This window comes from Bradyrhizobium sp. Bra64, assembly GCF_024519875.1.
GTDB lineage: Bacteria > Pseudomonadota > Alphaproteobacteria > Rhizobiales > Xanthobacteraceae > Bradyrhizobium > Bradyrhizobium japonicum_G.
This window is the reverse complement of the sequence record NZ_JALJRD010000005.1, coordinates 285,249-303,699: the sequence shown is the minus strand read 5'-3', so window position 1 is coordinate 303,699 and position 18,451 is coordinate 285,249. Positions and strand designations below refer to the sequence as shown.

Here is an 18,451-nt window from a genome sequence, read left to right as displayed (position 1 = left end):
AGCCGTCAGCCGGCGACGATGGTTCCGTGGCCGCCGCCACGCAATACCGCGCCGATCGAGCCCGGCTCCGCGATCGAGAACACGATGATAGGCAGCGACGTCTCGCGGGCAAGCGCGAAGGCGGTCGCGTCCATCACCTTGTAGCCGCCCTCGATCGCCTGTGAATGCGTCAGACGGTCGAACCGCGTCGCCGTCGGATCCTTCTTCGGGTCGGCCGAGTAGACGCCATCGACATTGGTCGCCTTCAGCACCGCCTCGGCGCCGATCTCGGCGGCGCGCAGCACCGCGGTCGTGTCGGTGGTGAAGAACGGATTGCCGGTTCCGCCGCCGAGCAGCACGATCCGGCCTTCGGCGAGATATTTGTGCGCCGCGGTGCGGGTGAACAGCTCGGAAATCTCAGGCATGACGAAGGCCGACAGCGTGCGCGCCGGCGTGCCCTTGCGCTCGATCGTCGCCTCCAGCGCCAGGCAGTTCATCATGGTGGCGAGCATGCCCATGGTGTCGCCGGTCGTCCGGGAGACGCCACGCGAAGACACCTCGACGCCGCGCACGATATTGCCGCCGCCGATCACCACCGCAACTTCGGTGCCCAGCTGGCGGGCGGCGATCAGATCGTCCGCGACCCGGTCGACTGTCGGCTGGTCGATGCCAAAACCCTGCGGTCCTGCGAGATATTCGCCGGACAGCTTGATCACGACGCGACGATAGACCGGATCAGTCATGAGCACTTTCCTTGTCCGGGCGCCGCTTCCGGCAGCACGCCGGAAGGAACGTTCCGGCGCTTACTTCTTGCCGCTGGCCGCCGCGACCTCGGCTGCGAAGTCGCTTTCCTGCTTCTCGATTCCCTCGCCGAGAGCATAGCGCACAAAGCCCGCGATCTTCACGGTGCCGCCGACCTTGCCTTCGGCTTCCTTCACCGCCTGCGCCACCGACTTGCCGGTGTCGTGGATGAAGGCTTGCTCGAGCAGGCAGACTTCCTTGTAGTAGGTCTTGAGGCCCGACTCGACGATCTTCTCGATCACGTTCTCGGGCTTGCCCTGCTGGCGATATTTGTCGGCGAGCACGTCCTTCTCGCGCTTGACGACCGCCTGATCGAGGCCGGACGGATCGAGCGCAAGCGGATTGGTGGCCGCGATATGCATCGCGATCTGGCGGCCGAGCGCTGCGAGCTCGTCGGCCTTGCCGGGCGATTCCAGCGCAACGATCACGCCCATCTTGCCGGCGCCGTCGATGACGGCACCATGGACGTAGTGCGACACCACGCCCTGGCTCACTTCGAGCAAAGCGGCGCGGCGCAGCGTCATGTTCTCGCCGATGGTGGCGATCGCGTCATTGATCGCGGTCTCGATCGTGACGTCGCCGACCTTGGCCGCCTTGATCTTCTCGACATCGGCGCCGACGTCGAACGCGACCTGGGCGATCATCTTGACGAGGCCCTGGAACTGGCCGTTGCGCGCGACGAAGTCGGTCTCGGAGTTGACCTCGACCACGACGCCCTTGTTGCCCTTGGTGAGCGCGCCGATCAGGCCTTCGGCGGCGACGCGGCCCGACTTCTTGGCGGCCTTCGACAGGCCCTTCTTGCGCAGCCAGTCCTGCGCGGCTTCCATGTTGCCGTCGTTCTCGGTCAGCGCGGCCTTGCAGTCCATCATGCCCGCGCCGGTCGACTCGCGCAGGTCCTTGACCATCGCAGCTGTGATCGTTGCCATCGTTGAATATCCTTTTTGCCTGCCGGTTCGCCGCGGCGCGGCCCGATCGCCTCGCCGCGGTCCATCTCAGGAATTCGCGTCAACTGAAATGGCGGCCGGATCTCATCCGGCCAACCCGTCGCTCTTTTCGACTATTCCGCTTCCGCGGTCAGCGCCTTGGCCTTGGCCACCCAGGCATCCGCCCGGCTCGGCAGACCGACTTCTTCGCCGATCTTGTGCGCGGTGTCGTGATCGAGTTCGGCGAGCTGCCAGAAGTGGAAGATGCCGAGGTCGTTGAACTTCTTCTCGATCGCACCCGACACGCCCGGGAGCTTCTTGAGATCGTCGGAAGTGCCGCGCGGACCGGCAAGGCCCTGGAAGCCGCTGGTGGCCGGCAGCTCTTCTGCGACCGGTCGAACCGAAGCGCCGACGTCGATGCCGGAATCGCCCTGGGCGCGCGAAATGCCATCGATCGCTGCGCGCGCGATCAGATCGCAGTAGAGCGCGATCGCGCGGCCGGCGTCGTCATTGCCCGGCACCACATAGGTGATGCCCTTCGGGTCCGAATTGGTGTCGACGATCGCTGCGACCGGGATGTTGAGCCGCTGGGCTTCCTGGATCGCGATGTCTTCCTTGTTGGTGTCGATCACGAAGATCAGGTCGGGCAGACCGCCCATGTCCTTGATGCCGCCGAGCGAGCGGTCGAGCTTGTCGCGCTCGCGCTGAAGCGTCAGGCGCTCCTTCTTGGTGTAGGAGGAGGCATCGCCGCCGGCGAGCACGTCGTCGAGATGACGCAGGCGCTTGATCGAGCCCGAGATCGTCTTCCAGTTGGTCAGCGTGCCGCCGAGCCAGCGCGAATTGACGAAGTACTGCGCGCAGCGCTTGGCCGCGTCGGCGACGCCGTCCTGCGCCTGGCGCTTGGTGCCGACGAACAGGATGCGGCCGCCCTTGGCGACGGTGTCGCTGACCGCCTGCAAGGCGTTATGCAGCAACGGCACGGTCTGCGCGAGATCGACGATGTGGATGTTGTTGCGGGCGCCGAAAATGAAAGGTGCCATTTTCGGATTCCAGCGGTGAGACTGGTGACCAAAGTGCACGCCGGCTTCGAGGAGCTGGCGCATAGTGAAATCGGGCAGTGCCATCGTTCTAATTCTCCGGTTGGTTCCTCCGGAAGCGTGTGAGCAAAACGGAGCGTTGTCGCCCCGGCTGCCACCGGACGGCCTTATGAGCCATGCTTCCGTGTGAGATGGCGCGCTGTATAGCGCGATTTGGGCCAGAAGCAAGGAAATAAGGGCCTTTCGAGGGCGGTTTTCGTCCCCCGATGGCCCCTTCCGTCAAGGACACGCTGCGCCCTAACGCATGATCCGGAAAAGCGCCAAGCGGTTTTCCGGAAAGATCATGCTCAAACAACAGCCTAAAGCGCGGTCGCGCCGGTCCCGATCCCGTCGCCCTTCAGCACTTGGGCTGGTTCGGCGGGCACTTCTTGGCCGCCGGCGGCGGGGCTGCGGGACGCGGCGGCGGTGCTGCCGGGCGCGGCGGTGGCGGCGGCGCGACGGTCACCCGGGGTGGCGGCGGTGGCGCAGGCCGGGCCACCGGCGGTGGTGGTGGCGCAGGTCGCGCCATGGGCGGTGGTGGCGCGGGGCGCGCCATGGGCGGCGGCGCCGGCCGAGCGGCCGCCACGGGCGGAGCCACCCGGGCCGGCGGCGATGCGATGCGCGGCGGAGGCGGCGGGGCTGGACGCGCCGCGGGCGGCGGAGGCGTTGGTCTCGCCACGGCCTGAGGGCGCGGTGGTGCCGAGGGCCTGGCAGCCTGTGCCGGAGCGGTCGACGGCCGATTCTGTGGCCTGACCGGCTCCCGCGCGGCCGAGGGCGGCGGCGCGACCGGTCGTCCGGCCGCGCCGGGAGGCGTGCCAGCCGGCGCATGGGTTGCGGACTTGCCACGATCCCCCGGCCCGGTTCCGGGTGCCGTCTGGGCCACCGGCGGCTTCGGAGGTTGGCCGGGCACGCCGGCCGGGTTTGCCGTGGTGGGCGCGGCCGTCGCCGGCGCGGCGGCGGTGGGCGCAACGGGACGAGCCGGCAGCGGCGCACCGGGAGCGGCAGTCGTCGGCGCCCCCGGACGCGTCGGCGGCGTCACGCCGGGCGCAGTCGCCGTCGGTGGCACGGGTCTGCCGCCCGGCAAAGGCCCTGCCCCCGCTGGCGGCACGGGCGGACCACCCTGGGCCCCGGGGACCGGCAGCGTGTTGGCCTGTGGCAGCCTGGCCGGTGGCACAGCGGATGGCGCTGCAATCGGCGCGACATTGGCCGGCGTCGCCGGAGGCGTCCCTGGCCTCGCTGCCGGCTGCATCGTCGCGCTCGGCGGCATCGGCGCCTTGCCCTGCTGAATCAGGGCGGCGCGCTGCGTGACCGCCTGCGGCAAGGCTGCACCGGCCGGATTGGCGCGGCCGGCAACTGCAGGCGCGAGATTGGCCGGACCTGCCCCTGCCCCCACGCCCGCGGCAGGTGCCGGCGGCCGGTTGATCACGGTGTTGATGACCGTGGTGTTGTGGATGTTGGCATAAATGATGTTGTTCGGCGGCGGCGCGACATAGACCGGCGGCCTGACGAACACCGGGATCGGCACGAACATCGGCTGCGGCAGCACGAACAGGCCGATCACAGGCAGCGGCGGCTCCAGCACGACGAAATCCGGCGGCGGCGGCGGCAGATAGTAGACCGGCGGCGGTGGTGGCGGCGCGAAGCCAAAATCGGGATCGCTGAAATACAGCACGGGACGGTCGACATAGACGACCTCCTCCGGCGGCGGGGGCGGCACGTCGTAGTCGATCATCGCGAAGGCCGGCGGCGGCTCGAGCGGCGCGGTGAGGATCGCGAGGCGCCGGCGCGCATCGCCTGCATGCGGGCCGCGCGGATAGCGGCGCAGATACGACCAATAGGCTTCCGGCGTGTCGGTGCGATAGGTCCGCCGCCAGGTGATCGCCTCGCGGCGCGCCGCAACGATCGCCATCACGCGCCTGGACATCGGATCATTCGGATAGGCCGCGAGAAATTCCTCATAGGCCGGCAGCGTGTCACGCGTGAGCGCGGCGGCGTAGGCGTCCTGCACACCGAGATCCCGGATCGGCTTGTTGCGGATCGCAGCGACCTGGTCGGCCGAGGCCTCCGGCGGCGGCGCGTCGGGCCCGCGATCGAAGAATGAGAATTGCGCGCTGATTTTCTGCTCGTTCCAGGGCACCTGCGCGCCCTTGGAGGCCTCGTTGACGCGCAGGCGGACGCGATCGAACACCTCAGGCAGCGGCAGGCCGCCGGTGCGGATCATCTCGGCCAGCGACTGCGCATAGATGCCGTAGGGCCCCGGCTCCTCTGGCGCCACGGTGCCGGGCGCGGCATTGAAGGCGATCAGCATGTTCGGATCCGGTTCGACCAGCGCAAGCCCGCTCGCGATCTGCTGGCCGCCCTCGATGAAGGGCTGCGCACGCGCTGCGTCGAGCACGACGATGTTCGCCTTGAGCGGAACCGCCGCGAGCTGGCGCGCGTAGTCGCCGATGCGCAAGGCCTCGGTCGGAATGTCGGTGTCGCGGGTGATGTTGGAATCGACCGGGATGAAATAGTTCTCGCCGGCAAGCTGCACGCCGTAACCGGCCAGATAGACCATCGCGACGGTGCCGGGGCCCGAGGCCTGCGCCTTCTGGATGAAGTCGCGAAAACTCTTTCGCAGCGTGTCGCCGTCGAGATCGCGGGCGCCGACGACGTCGAAGCCCGCCGCTTGCAGCGTCTGCGCGATCAGGCCGGCATCGTTCGCGGTCGTCGCCAGCGGCGACTTGGCATAGGCGCCATTGCCGACCACGAGCGCGATGCGCTTTTCCTGCTGCTGCGCGCGCGCCGGATCCCGCGCTGCCCCGGCAAGGACCACGATCGGCAGGAAAAGGCAGATGAAGACTCTGAGCGTCCCACGCATGGCTTGCTTGCCCGCCTTTGTTGTTGAGGTGCCACCACGCATCAAGCGCGCGGCCGGCTGAACGGCACTTGAACGAAAGGCTCTGATAATGAAAGTTTTGAAAACGAAAGGCTTGATAACGAAAGGCTTGGATTGAGGCGGCGGCATGGCGCCCGGCGCCTCCGCCAACCCTTGCGCCAAACCCTTGCGCAAGACTCCTGCGCAAGGCTCCTGCGCAAAGGCTCCTGGGTCAGGCTTGCGTAAGCGTCGCGCCGACGAACAGCGCGGCGACGGCTCGTCAGCCCTGCGCGATCAGATCGACCGTTCCCGTCGCAAGCCGGTAGATGCCGCCGACGACCTTCAGCTTGCCCTGCTCGACAGCCGCATTGAGGATCGGCGCGGCCGACTTCAGCTTGGCGACGTTGTCGATCACGTTCTGCCGGATCGCCGCGTCGAGGACGTTCCCGCTTTGCTGCATCGCGGCCTTGGCGGCCGGCGCGATCGCATCGACCAGCGAAGGGATGTGTCCCGGCGGCGGCTTGTTGTCCTTGATCGCCTTGAGCGTCGCATCGACCGCGCCGCAACTGTCATGGCCGAGGACCAGAATCAGCGGCGCGCCCAGCACCGCGACCGCGTATTCCATGCTGGCAATGGTCTCGGTGCCGGCGAAATTTCCGGCGACGCGGCAGACGAACAGATCGCCGCGGCCGGTGTCGAAGGCATATTCGGGCGCGATCCGCGAATCGGCACAGCTCAGCACGGCGGCAAACGGGTTTTGCCCGCCGGCCAGCGCCTCGCGCTCGTGCTTGAAATCGTGCCGCCGCGACACGCCGATGACGTAGCGGCCATTGCCTTCCATCAGGCGCTTCAGTGATGCCTCGGGAGACAGCACGTTCTGCGGCTTTGGCGGCGTCTTGGTCTCCTTGGCGAAGGCTTTGCCGGCGAAGGCAAGTCCGAACGCGGCAGCGCCAAACAGCATCGCGGACCGCCGCGACGGCCCGGTATTTCCATGCAGAGATTGAGAGCACTTGTCGCACATGTCGCGCTTCCTCCCGGCGAGGTGGACGATGGTACCGCCGCGATCATAGCCGCTATGACATGACGAAACCACAAACGTCGGTGCGGGCGGCGCCCCAACTCTTGGGTGTCGTCAGAACGACGCGTTCACCGGTCTTGCGTGCGCCTATTCCGCCAGCCGCAGTTCGGCGATTGTAGTCCTTGCGGCCGGTTCGTCCAAAGGCGGGAAATCCATCGGCCTCTGGTTCTTGCAACCGGCTGCAATTTCGTGCGTGCTGCTACAGCTGCTGCACGTCCACCACGCCCGCGACCGCCTTGATCGCACCGGCGATCTGCGGCGAGACCTTGAAGCGGCCGGGCAGCTTCATCTCGACCTCGGTCTCGAGGTCGAGCATCATCACCAGCGAGACCTCGCCGTCGCCGTTGGAGCGCGGGGCAATCCCCGGGCTGCCGACCTTTGGCGCGGCTCCGTTCGAAGCCGCCATCTCGGGGCCGGCCAGACGCTTGGCGATCGAGTCCAGCGGCTTGGTGTCGCGCACGAAGATGCGCAGGCCCTTCTGCGTCTTGGCGGCAGCGTCGTCCAGCGGCTCGGCATGCAGCACGCGGGCGCGGACGTCCTCGCCCTGGAGCTCGGCACCGAGCTGGAGCAGCACGGCGGCGCCCGGCTCCAGCACGTCGCGATATTGCGCGAGACCTTCGGAGAACAGCACCGCCTCGAAGTGACCCGTGGGATCGGAAAGTCCCATGATGCCCATCTTGTTGCCGGTCTTGGTCCGCCGCTCCATCCGCGACACCACGGTGGCGGCGACCTTGCCCGCGGTGGCGCCGGTCTTCACCGCGCGCGAGAACTCGGCCCAGGACTGCACGCGCAGCCGCTTCAGCACGGTGGCGTAATCGTCGAGCGGATGGCCGGACAGGAAGAAGCCGATCGCATCATATTCGCGGCGAAGCCGTTCGGCGGGCAGCCAGGGCTCGACCTGCGGCAGCATGATGGTCGGCGCATCGGCCGCGCTGCCGAACATGTCGTTCTGGCCAATGGTTGCAGCTTCATTCGCCCGCTGGCATGCGGCGAGGATCGAGTCGGCGCCGGCAAAGACCCGCGCCCGGTTCGGCTCCAGCGTGTCGAAAGCGCCCGCGGCGGCGAGGCTTTCGATGATGCGCTTGTTGATCGCGCGCGGCGACACCCGCGCGGCAAAGTCGGCGAGCGAGGTGAACAGGCCGTTCCGGGTCCGCTCCGCGATGATCTGGTCGATCGCCTGGATGCCGACGCCCTTGAGTGCGGCAAGCGCGTAATAGATGGTCTTCTCGCCGACCTCGAAGGTCGCACCGGACCGGTTGATGTTCGGCGGCTCGACCTTGATCCCGAGGCGCTGCGCCTCGGACCGGAATTCGGAGAGCTTGTCCGTGTTGTTCAGATCGAGCGTCATCGACGCGGCGATGAACTCCACCGGATAATGCGCCTTCATGTAGGCGGTGTGGTAGGATACCAGCGCGTAGGCCGCCGCATGGCTCTTGTTGAAGCCGTAATCGGCGAACTTGGCGAGCAGCTCGAAGATGGTCTCGGCCTGCCCTTTCGGCACGCCGTTCTTCACCGCGCCAGCGACGAAGATGTCGCGCTGCTTGTCCATCTCGGCGCGGATCTTCTTGCCCATGGCGCGGCGCAGCAGGTCGGCATCGCCTAGCGAATAGCCCGACATCACCTGCGCGATCTGCATCACCTGTTCCTGGTAGATGATGACGCCGAACGTCTCCTTCAGGATCGGCTCCAGCACGGGATGGAGATATTCCGGCTCCTCGTCGCCGTGCTTGCGCGCGCAATAGGTCGGGATGTTCGCCATCGGGCCCGGGCGATAGAGCGCGACCAGCGCGATGATGTCCTCGAAGCGGTCGGGCCGCATGTCGACCAGCGCGCGCCGCATGCCCTGGCTTTCCACCTGGAACACGCCGACCACCTCGCCGCGCGCCAGCATCTGGTAGCTTTCGGCATCGTCGATCGGCAGCGTGGCCAGATCGATGTCGATGTTGCGGGGCTTGAGCAGCTTGCAGGCGACGTCGAGCACGGTCAGCGTCTTCAGGCCGAGGAAGTCGAACTTGACGAGGCCGGCCGGCTCGACCCATTTCATGTTGAACTGGGTCACCGGCATGTCCGACTTCGGATCGCGGTACATCGGCACGAGCTCGCTCAACGGGCGATCGCCGATCACGATGCCGGCCGCGTGGGTCGAGGCATGGCGCGTCAGGCCTTCGAGGCGTTGGGCGATGTCGAAGGCACGCGCCACCACCGGGTCTTCGTCGCGGAACGCCTGCAGCTTCGGCTCGCTCTCGATCGCCGCGGCCAGCGTCACGGGCGCTGCCGGATTTTGCGGCACCAGTTTCGTGAGCTTGTCGACCTGGCCGTAGGGCATCTGCAGCACGCGGCCGACGTCGCGCAGCACGCCGCGTGCCTGCAGCGTACCGAAGGTGATGATCTGCGCGACCTGGTCGCGTCCGTAGCGCTGCTGCACGTACTGGATCACCTCGCCGCGGCGGTCCTGGCAGAAATCGATGTCGAAGTCCGGCATCGAGACGCGTTCCGGATTGAGGAAGCGCTCGAACAGCAGGCCGAACTTGATCGGGTCGAGGTCGGTGATGGTGAGCGCCCATGCCACCAGGGAGCCTGCGCCCGAGCCGCGGCCCGGCCCGACCGGAATGCCCTGCCCCTTCGCCCATTTGATGAAGTCGGACACGATCAGGAAGTAGCCCGCGTATTTCATGCGCATGATGACGTCGAGCTCGAACGCCAGGCGCTTGTTGTAGTCCTCGTCCGTCGTGCCTTGCGACAGGCCGTGGACGCGCAGGCGGTTGGCGAGCCCCTCCTCCGCCTGGCGCTTCAATTCGGCCGCTTCCACCGCGGCAGCATCGGAGCTTGCGGCGGCGCCGACCGTGAAGAACGGCAGGATCGGCTTGCGCGTCATCGGACGGAACGAGCAGCGCTCGGCGATCTCGACCGTGGAGGCCAGCGCCTCCGGAATGTCGGCGAACAGCACCGCCATTTCCGCACGGGTCTTGAAGCGGTGATCGGGCGTGAGCTGAACACGATCGGTCTCGGCGATCAGCCGACCGCCGGCGATGCAGAGCAGCGCATCATGCGCCTCGTAATCGTCGGTCGCGGCGAAATAAGGCTCGTTGGTCGCAACCAGCGGCAGGCCCTTGGCGTAGGCGATGTCGATCAGCCCGCTCTCGACGCGCCGCTCCTTGTCGAGGCCGTGGCGCTGCAATTCGACGTAGAGGCGGTCGCCGAACAGGCCGGCCAGGCGCTCGCAGCGCGTGGCCGCAAGCTCGGCATAACCGCCGGCAAGCGCCAGCGAGACCGGCCCGTCCGGTCCGCCCGTCAGCGCGATCAGGCCTTCGGTCTCGCCCTCGAGCCAGTCGAACTTGATATGGGGGGCATGGGTGTCGGGCGTCTCCAGGAACGCCCGTGAGTTGAGCCGCATCAGGCTGCCATAGCCGCGCTCCTGTGCGGCCAGCAGCACGATGCGCGACGGCAGCAGCGCGTTGCGCGCATTGGGATCCTGGTCGGCGAAATCGATCGCCAGCTCGCAGCCGACGATCGGCTGGATGCCGGAGCCCGCCATCTTGTCGGAGAACTCCAGCGCTCCGAACATGTTGTCGGTGTCGGTCAGCGCCAGCGCCGGCTGATGGTCCTTCTTGGCAAGCTCGGCGAGCTTGGCGATCTTGATCGAGCCCTTGAGCAGCGAATAGGCCGAGTGAACGTGAAGGTGGACAAATCCGGCGCTCGGCATGGTCGCGTGACGGCCTCTTGCAGGTGGATGGAGCGGTCGCCGGCCCCAGGGGATCACAAGAGGATGATCACAAGAGGATCATGGGAACATCCTGCACCCGCCCGGCCGACTCGCTTCACAATGGTGGGGTGTCGCGCGACCAGAGTCCACGCCGGAGCGGCGGATCGGCCGCGTCGTCCTGCTTTTCCCCAACCAGGCCCGCACCTAGAGCTGCGGAATCACCTGGGCCCAGATCGCGATCATCCCGACGAACAGTGCAATCGACGCCAGTGCGGCGGCTTCTTCCACGAAAATCCTGAACATGGCCTACTCCCTCGCTGGAACGTATCAAGAACATTGTTCTCATTTCGTTCTCGGAAGTCAAGCACTCTCGACCACATCAAAATGCGATGGTTAACTCGCTGAATTTACGCAACAAAAAAGCCCCGGCACGAGGCCGGGGCTTTCCGCAACCGCTCGAAATGAGCGATCTGTATCAGTACCGGCCGATGATCGGGCCGCCGAACTTGTAGTTCAGGCGGACGAGGCCCATGTCGACGTCCTGCGCGGTATGGATCGCCAGAGCACCGAAGCCGCCGGTCAGGGTCTGATCCTTGCCACCCAGGAAGATGTGGTTGTATTCGGCGCCAACCGACCAGTTCGGCGCGAAGCCGTACTCGAGGCCTGCGCCAACCGTGCCGCCCCAACGGGTGTCGTTGGCCGATGCAAGCGACACGCCGGCGAGAGAGGCGTCGTACTTGGTGCTGACCACAGCCGCACCGCCCTTGACGTAGAGCAGCACGTTGTTCCAGGCGTAACCGACCTGACCGGTGATCAGACCGAACGCATCGATCTTGGTGTTGTTGGTGAAGCCGGAGATCGCGCCGACGTGGCTGCCGGAGAAGTCAGCCCAGTTGCCCTGGCCTTCCAAGCCGAACACGAACTGTCCGGACTGCCAGCGATAGCCGACCTGACCACCGACCGTGCCGCCGGTCGCATCGTGCGAACCGTCGCGGCCGAACCCGACCAGATCCCAGGTCGCGTGCGACGAACCGCCGCCGCCGTTGATACCGATGTAGAAGCCGCTCCAGTCGTAGATGGTGGCGACCATCGCAGGCGCCTTGGTGTAAGGCCGCGCCGCGAGATCAGCAGCCAGCGCCGGCGCAGCCGCGCCGAGCGCGACAAGGCTTACAGCGGCAAGCAACAAATTCTTTTTCATTTGAATCCCGTTCCAGTTTCGTCGTTAGGCCCCCGGGCCGTGGCGTCGTCATAACAGCGCTCGACGGAATTGCTGTAACCTCGACGCAACAGTTCGAGCCAAAGGCCCCTGCTCGGTTAACGGATGTTTATCAGCGCGCGCAGGAAACCCTTTGAAACAAGTGTTTTCATGAGTTCCATTGTTCATTGCACGGCGTATATTGCATCTGCGCGCAAGGCACCGACGCACGCACGATTGCGTGATTGACGAATGAGATGCGTGACGAATCGCGCTTCCCATTGTCGCCACATTTGCGCTCGCGCTGAGCGCAAGCACTTGGGCGCAAGCACTTGGGCGCAAGCACTTGGGCGCAAGCGCTTGGCCGCAAGCAGTTGGGCGCATGCGCTCGGTCCGCATCATGCGTTCTGTCTCACCGCAGATGAATGACCGGGGCTGCGCAATTGCTCGTGCGACAGTCAAGCGCGCCGATCAGGGCACCCCCAACGCTCGCGGCCAAGCATGCCTACCAGGTCATGGATGCGATCACCGCAATGGACAGCGCGGCGGTGACCAGGATCAGGGATTGATAAATCCAGAGCCGACGGCGGGTCATTGACGCGCCTCCCTCGAACACCAGAGACGCTCGGCGGCAACGGTGCCTGTTGAGGCAAATCAATGAATGCTGCGCTATAGCCTGAAGAGGGCAAAGGCGATCAACGCCACCGGCAGCAAGCCGAGCACAATCACCAGAATGCGAAAACGCAACTCGTTTCCCATGGGGAAAAGGTTAACTGCACCAGGCCCCTGTGTGATGTGCAGTTTGTGCCAGTTCGGACCTATTGCGCCGGCCGCGGACCGGAAGGGCTCAGCCACTCGTTCATGTGAGCGGCTGTCTCGGCTTGATCGGCCTTCCTCAGAAGTTCGTCGCGGCGAATGCTGGGTGGCATGCCTTCGGCTTGCTTGCGCAAATTCCTCGCCTCCTTGTTCAGGCGATCTCCGAGCGTCGATGATGGCTTGATGCGAATTCGCACGTGCTGCTCCTGGATGGGCGGGAGCGCAACCGGCGTTCTCATCACCGGCAACTGCCAAGGACCGGGCGGTGACGATCTCCAACGCGCCAGAACCGGAACGGTTGCCCGCCTCGAGGCGAATTAGGTCACCGCCATCTGCGATCGCAAGCAGGCCAGCCAGCCGTCGACTCGAGTGGCCGCGGAGCCAGCCGCGCTCGACAGGCCTCGCCGATCATCGTCCAACATCGGGGTTCGTCCGTCACTACGCGTGCCTCCATCGCCCAAATCGGGAGGCTGATATGCGGCCTGCCCTGCGTTGGGCCTCCGGTGTTGACGTAGACTGGGACCGGTTTAAGTACGACAGACAAATCTTGCAGGGGTGGCGACGTTCGCTGGGCTGGTTCCCGTTGACGCCACCAATGCAGGACACATGACCTCGCCCCAAGCGACAGCGCCCCGCGCGCATCCGACCGCGGCTTCAGCTTCCCCCCGTCTCGCCATCGTCCTGTTCTCGCTCGCGATGGGCGGCTTTGCGATCGGAACCACCGAATTCGCGTCGATGAGCCTGCTGCCGTTTTTCGCCGCAGACCTCGGAGTCGACGAGCCGGCCGCGGGCCACGCGATCAGCGCCTACGCGCTCGGCGTCGTGCTGGGCGCGCCACTGATCGCCGTGCTCGGTGCGCGCTTCGCGCGGCGCACGCAGCTCTTGGTCCTGATGGCCGTGTTCGCGCTCGGCAATGCGCTCACCGCGCTGGCGCCGGGCTTCGGCTGGATGATCGCGGCGCGTTTCCTCTCGGGATTGCCGCACGGCGCCTATTTCGGCATCGCAGCCCTGGTCGCCGCCTCGCTCGTTCCTCAACATCGTCGTTCGCAGGCAATCGGCCAGGTGATGCTCGGCCTGACCGGCGCCACCATCATCGGCGTGCCGCTCGCCAATCTGATCGGCCAGGCCATCGGCTGGCGCGCGAGCTTCGGCCTCGTGGCGCTGCTGGCGCTGCTCACGATGGTGCTTTGCGCCCTGTTCGCCCCCCGCGACCAGGCCGGCAGGTCCGATCCGCTGCGAGAGCTCGGTGCGCTGAGAAGTGGCCGCGTCTGGATCACGCTGGCGATCGGCGCCATCGGCTTCGGTGGCATGTTCGCCGTCTACACTTATCTGGCGACGACGCTGATCGAGGTCACCAAGGTCAGCCCCGCGGTGATTCCGTTCTTCCTGGCCGTGTTCGGCATCGGAGCCACGCTCGGCAACCTGTTCGTGCCGCGCTTTGCGGACCGCGCGCTGATGCCGACGGCCGGCGTCATCCTGCTGTTCTCGGCGGTCGCGCTGCTGCTGTTTCCGCTTGCCGCCGGCAATCCCTGGCTGCTTGCGGCAGACATCTTCGCGATCGGTGCCAGCGTCTCGCTCGGCGCCATCCTGCAGACGCGGCTGATGGACGTCGCGGGTGATGCGCAGGCGCTCGCCGCCGCGCTGAACCATTCGGCCTTCAACACCGCCAATGCGCTCGGCCCTTTCCTCGGCGGCCTTGCCATTCGCGAGGGGCTGGGCTGGACCTCCACCGGTCCCGTCGGCGCCGCGCTGGCGGTTCTTGGTTTGCTGATCTGGATGGTGGCCTGGCGCGATGCCGGGTCCGCTCCGGTCGCGGTCACCTCGGGGCGCAAGGTCGCTCCGCCGGAGAACACTCCGGCAAGAGCCGCGCCGCCACTGGCACCGGGTCGTCGAAGCCGTTCGGATGCGGCCAGAGATCCGGTGGCGTGAGGTCGCCGGACCGGGCGTGAGACGTCTCGGACTCCGACCTCGGTGGCCTCAACCGGCCATGGTCACGATCAAAGGTCCCTGACGGGTGGCGATCACGGTGTGCTCGTACTGCACGGTCGGCGCCTCCGGGCTGCTGTAGAGCGTCCACGGATCATCGCCGTCCTGAGCCCATTCGGCGCCCAGCGACAGGAAGGGCTCGACGGTGAACACGAGTCCTTCGCTCATGACGCGGCGTTCGGAGGAGTCCGGCCATGTCGCGATCTCCGTCGGCTCCTCATGCAGCGACAGGCCGACGCCGTGGCTGGCGAGATTCCTGACCAGGCTGTAACCGTTCTTCCGCGCAAAGCTCCCGATAGCCTGACCGATGCCGGCAATCGGTTTGCCGGCGCCGACCTGCCGCAGCCCCGTCCACATCGCGCGCCTGCCATCCCTGCAAAGACGCTCGATCGCGCGGGTTGCGGGCGGAACGGCGAACGAGGCTCCCGTATCCGCAAAGAGCCCGTTCTTCTCGGCGGAAACGTCGATGTTCACGAGGTCGCCTCGCGCGATCCGTCGCTCGCCGGGGATGCCGTGAGCGATTTCCTCATTGACGCTGATGCAGGTCGCTCCGGGAAAATCATAGGCCAGTTCCGGCGCCGAACGCGCACCGGCAGCGTCCAGAAGTGTTCGCCCGATCCGGTCGAGCTCGGAGGTGGTCATGCCCGGCTCGAGCGCCTTCCCCATCGCCTCCAGGGTATTGGCGACGATGCGTCCGATCTCTTTCAGGCGGGTGAGGTCGTTGTCGTCCGAGATTGTCATATCACGGGTCTAGCGCTTGCGACCCTGGCTTGCAAACCGCAGAGGCCGTTCCAAAGGAGCCAGCTGCACTCGACCTGAAACCCGCCCGAGAAGAGGCGTTCAACTCTCGTCGAGAAGATTGCGAACCTTGGCCGCGAGGTCTTCGATCGCGAAGGGCTTGGACAGCAAATGCTTGCCGGCATCGAGCATGCCATTGTGAACGATGGCATTGCGCGTGTAGCCGGTGGTGAACAGCACCTTCAGCTCCGGGTGTCGTTTCGACAGCGCGGCCGCGAGTTCGGCGCCGGTCATGTCGGGCATGACGACATCCGTAAACAGCAGATCCGGAACAGAGCCATTTTCGATGGTCCTGAGTGCCTCTCTGGCGCTCGCGGCTTCGAGGACGTTATAGCCGAGCTCGCGCAGGCTTTCACATGAGATGCTGCGGACACGCTCGTCGTCTTCCACGACGAGGATCGTCTCGTTCTGCATGCTCGCACCGGGATGTGCCGCCACCTGCGACGCGCTCGAGGTGACGTCATCGCCGGCGAACCGCGGAAGATAGATCTTCACGGTCGTTCCGACATCGACCTCCGAGTAGATTTTGACGTGGCCGCCCGACTGCCGCACAAAACCATAGACCTGGCTGAGGCCGAGGCCGGTGCCCTTGCCCACTTCCTTGGTCGTGAAGAAGGGATCGAAGACCTTCCCAACCACGTCGTCCGGAATCCCGATACCGTTATCGGTCACGGCAACGAGCACGTACTGCCCGGGTATCAATGCATACTCGCGAGAATACTTCTGATCTATCGAGGCGTTGCTGGTTTCGATGGTCAACCTGCCGCCTTTCGGCATGGCATCCCGCGCATTGACCGCGAGATTGAGGATCGCGCTTTCCAGCTGGGCCGGGTCTGCCTTGACGCGCCAGAGACCGGCCGCCAGGACCATTTCGAGGCGGACAAGCTCGCCAAGCGATCGGTCGAGCAGCTCGCTCATCCCGCCGACCATCTTGTTGATGTCCACGACTTCCGGCGCGAGCGGTTGTTGACGCGAAAACGCCAGCAGCCGCTGCGTCAAGGTGGCTGCACGGTTCGCCCCGTCGATCGCGCCATCGATGAAGCGGCCGATGTCGACCTCTCCCTTGCCCAGCCGCCGCTTGGCGAGATTCAAGCTGCCGATGATGACCGCCAGCATGTTGTTGAAGTCGTGGGCGATGCCTCCGGTCAACTGCCCGACGGCTTCCATCTTCTGGGATTGCCGCAATTGCTCTTCGGCCTTCATGCGTTCGGCAATCTCGTCGGCGACGCGTTGCTCCAGTTCGGCATTGAGCGCCTGAAGCCTGGTCAGGAGCTGCGCATTGTCGATCGCCGTCGCGGCATGGCCGGCGATGCCGAGCAGTGCGGACTCGTGCTCGGCCTGGAATCTGCCCGTCTCGGCATGACCGAAGAACAGCCCGCCGAGGACTTCACCGGTTCGCGAGATCACGGGGACCGCCAGGTAGGATCGGACCGGAAGATGGCCCTCCGGCATGCCTTTGCGCGGCGCGTTCTTGCCGTAGCGAGGGTCCTGCAGGATGTCGTCGGACCTCATCACCCCCGTGCCCTTGAACGTCGGCTCAAACACCGCGGTGTTGCGCGGCATCGGAAAGTTCTCAAAAGCGGACCGTGGCACGCCGGACAGCGAATAGAGCATGTAGCTGCCGCCATCCGCTGCCAGGACGTTGTAGAAAAAGGCTCCGAACTGGGCACCGGTCAGCTCGACGCCGGCATCCGTCACGATCTGCACGATCTTCTCGAGGTCGCGTTCGCGGGAGACCGAGGCCCCGGTGTCGTTCAGCAGCCTGAGATGACGCTCCGTCTTTTTTTGCGCAGTGATATCCAGCACCGTCCCGATGAACCGAACGGCCTGCCCATCGGAAAAGAGGGCTTGACCGGTCGCGGCAACCCAACGCTCGACACCATCCTCAAGACCGATGGTTCGGTATTCGATGTTGTAACTCGTCGGAGAATGAGGCGTCAGGGCTGCGGATACGGCCTCGTGGGCGCGCTGCCTGTCGTCCGGATGAATACCTTTCAGGAATGAACCTTCATAGCTGACTTCGGCGTCCGGCGGTAAACCGAACACCTCTTTGCAGCGGGTATCCCATCGAAGAACGTCGTTGACCGGGTCGTAGTCCCAGGTGCCAATTCCCGCCGCCTTGTTCGCGAGAACCAGCCGTTCGGCAGCCTCCCGTGCTGCCTGTTCCGATCGAACGCGCTCGATGTGGGCCCACGATCGCTCGGTCACCTCTGAGAGCAGGGCGAGTTCGCGCGGCGTCCACTGATGCGGGCCACGGTGATGAATCGCCATCAAGGCGGTGAGTTGCCCTTCCTTGACCAAGGGCATGCAAATCGTCGAACCGATCCCGATGCTCTGGAAAGTGGCGGCTTCGTCGGGGGCAATCTCCCTCAGATTGTCATTGATGATGAGCGGCCTGCCGGCGCCCAGCTCTCGCACTGCCTTCCTGCCGAAGTCGGCCAGACTGTAGTGACCGAGGGTATGCATCGCACCGGGCGCGGCCCAATCCCCGCGTATCGTGAAGCCGTCTTCGTCCGGGTCCATGTCGGCATAGGCGCAGTTCGATACGCCGAGATGCTCACCGACCATTCTGGTCGTGACCGCCATGACGCCGTCGGCGTCGCGGGTCCTGGCGGTCTCCTTGTTGAGCGCGTCCAGGAAGCGCAGCCGGGCTTCGTTCTCCCGCACAGCCGTCTCCGCACGGCGACGTTCGACGGCGGTGCGTGTGCGCTCGGCAACTTCGCGGATGAGCTCCAGCTCTTCGGAGCTCCATTCGCGCGCTGTGGCATTGTTGAGGTAGAGCAGCGCCACGACCCCGTCGGGCTCGGAGATGGGCATGTTGACGAGCGCTCGGGCGGAGATCGCCTCGAGAGCTTGCGCACGATCGCCGACGCGAGGGTCTTCTTCCGCATCGGCGCAGACGACGGTGTCACCCCGCTTCAGGTCCTCGATGTAGCTGCCATAGTCGCGGAAGCGCAGCACGCCTGCCAGGCTCAGGATGCCCGGTGCGTTCCAGTCGCGGACGATGGTGATGGTTTCGGCCGACGTGTCGACGGTGCCGTAGCCTGCCCTGCTGACGTTCAGGCTGCGGCCCAGCAATTCTGCTGCCGCATAGGCGAGATCGTCGGGATTGCTGATCTCTCGGATGTAGTCGCCGAGTGTGGCCAAGACGGAATTGCGATCGGCCGAGTGCGCCCCGGTCGCTGTCGTCATTGGTCTTCCCCTGCCACTTCCCTACTCCACGGCGAGCCAATCGGATC

The 18,451-nt window shown here is 65.8% G+C and carries 10 protein-coding genes; 1 reads left to right on the top strand and 9 read right to left on the bottom strand.

Annotation, left to right across the window (positions count from 1 at the left end):
* Nucleotides 1-5: 5 nt before the first annotated feature.
* The 7 genes from pyrH to NR187_RS18350 all read right to left on the bottom strand — a co-directional run bounded on the left by pyrH (nt 6) and on the right by NR187_RS18350 (nt 11,615).
* Nucleotides 6-722 carry a UMP kinase gene (gene pyrH / locus NR187_RS18380; protein WP_211386073.1) on the bottom strand — a complete coding sequence of 239 codons (717 nt, stop codon included), beginning with the start codon at nt 720-722 and terminating at the stop codon, nt 6-8.
* A gap of 60 nt (nt 723-782) precedes the next feature.
* The gene (gene tsf / locus NR187_RS18375; protein ID WP_211386072.1) at nt 783-1,706 is read right to left on the bottom strand and encodes a translation elongation factor Ts; all 924 of its coding nucleotides are present in this window, start codon (nt 1,704-1,706) and stop codon (nt 783-785) included.
* Between the two features lie 131 nt (nt 1,707-1,837).
* The gene (locus tag NR187_RS18370; RefSeq protein WP_007603625.1) at nt 1,838-2,827 is read right to left on the bottom strand and encodes a 30S ribosomal protein S2; all 990 of its coding nucleotides are present in this window, start codon (nt 2,825-2,827) and stop codon (nt 1,838-1,840) included.
* A gap of 310 nt (nt 2,828-3,137) precedes the next feature.
* Nucleotides 3,138-5,639 carry a caspase family protein gene (locus NR187_RS18365; RefSeq protein ID WP_256807228.1) on the bottom strand — a complete coding sequence of 834 codons (2,502 nt, stop codon included), beginning with the start codon at nt 5,637-5,639 and terminating at the stop codon, nt 3,138-3,140.
* A gap of 277 nt (nt 5,640-5,916) precedes the next feature.
* On the bottom strand, nt 5,917-6,657 hold the full coding sequence (locus tag NR187_RS18360; protein WP_211386070.1) for a carbonic anhydrase: 741 nt from the start codon (nt 6,655-6,657) through the stop codon (nt 5,917-5,919).
* Nucleotides 6,658-6,913: 256 nt separating this feature from the next.
* A complete protein-coding gene (gene dnaE / locus NR187_RS18355; RefSeq protein WP_256807227.1) occupies nt 6,914-10,417 on the bottom strand; it encodes a DNA polymerase III subunit alpha in 3,504 nt (1,167 codons plus the stop codon).
* Nucleotides 10,418-10,892: 475 nt separating this feature from the next.
* On the bottom strand, nt 10,893-11,615 hold the full coding sequence (locus tag NR187_RS18350; RefSeq protein ID WP_256807226.1) for an outer membrane protein: 723 nt from the start codon (nt 11,613-11,615) through the stop codon (nt 10,893-10,895).
* 1,419 nt (nt 11,616-13,034) lie between these two features.
* On the opposite strand from NR187_RS18350, the gene NR187_RS18340 reads away from it, so the two are divergent.
* Nucleotides 13,035-14,357: an MFS transporter gene (locus NR187_RS18340; protein ID WP_256807224.1), complete on the top strand. Its 1,323-nt coding sequence runs from the start codon at nt 13,035-13,037 to the stop codon at nt 14,355-14,357.
* Nucleotides 14,358-14,405: 48 nt separating this feature from the next.
* On the opposite strand, the gene map is transcribed toward NR187_RS18340, so the two are convergent.
* Together map and NR187_RS18330 are read right to left on the bottom strand one after the other, a co-directional pair.
* Nucleotides 14,406-15,155, bottom strand: a complete 750-nt coding sequence (map, locus tag NR187_RS18335) for a type I methionyl aminopeptidase (RefSeq protein ID WP_256807223.1) — start codon at nt 15,153-15,155, stop codon at nt 14,406-14,408.
* A 99-nt stretch (nt 15,156-15,254) separates the two neighbouring features.
* Nucleotides 15,255-18,404, bottom strand: coding sequence for a GAF domain-containing protein (locus NR187_RS18330; RefSeq protein ID WP_256807222.1), 3,150 nt, complete (start codon nt 18,402-18,404; stop codon nt 15,255-15,257).
* Between the last annotated feature and the right edge of the window lie 47 nt (nt 18,405-18,451).

Excerpts from the sequence above, each read along its gene's own strand:
- pyrH (WP_211386073.1), bottom strand. The coding sequence starts at position 722 with ATGACTGATCCGGTCTATCGTCGCGTCGTGATCAAGCTGTCCGGCGAA.
- NR187_RS18360 (WP_211386070.1), bottom strand. The coding sequence starts at position 6,657 with ATGTGCGACAAGTGCTCTCAATCTCTGCATGGAAATACCGGGCCGTCG.
- NR187_RS18340 (WP_256807224.1), top strand. The coding sequence starts at position 13,035 with ATGACCTCGCCCCAAGCGACAGCGCCCCGCGCGCATCCGACCGCGGCT.
- NR187_RS18365 (WP_256807228.1), bottom strand. The coding sequence starts at position 5,639 with ATGCGTGGGACGCTCAGAGTCTTCATCTGCCTTTTCCTGCCGATCGTG.
- NR187_RS18330 (WP_256807222.1), bottom strand. The coding sequence starts at position 18,404 with ATGACGACAGCGACCGGGGCGCACTCGGCCGATCGCAATTCCGTCTTG.
- tsf (WP_211386072.1), bottom strand. The coding sequence starts at position 1,706 with ATGGCAACGATCACAGCTGCGATGGTCAAGGACCTGCGCGAGTCGACC.
- dnaE (WP_256807227.1), bottom strand. The coding sequence starts at position 10,417 with ATGCCGAGCGCCGGATTTGTCCACCTTCACGTTCACTCGGCCTATTCG.
- NR187_RS18350 (WP_256807226.1), bottom strand. The coding sequence starts at position 11,615 with ATGAAAAAGAATTTGTTGCTTGCCGCTGTAAGCCTTGTCGCGCTCGGC.
- NR187_RS18370 (WP_007603625.1), bottom strand. The coding sequence starts at position 2,827 with ATGGCACTGCCCGATTTCACTATGCGCCAGCTCCTCGAAGCCGGCGTG.
- map (WP_256807223.1), bottom strand. The coding sequence starts at position 15,155 with ATGACAATCTCGGACGACAACGACCTCACCCGCCTGAAAGAGATCGGA.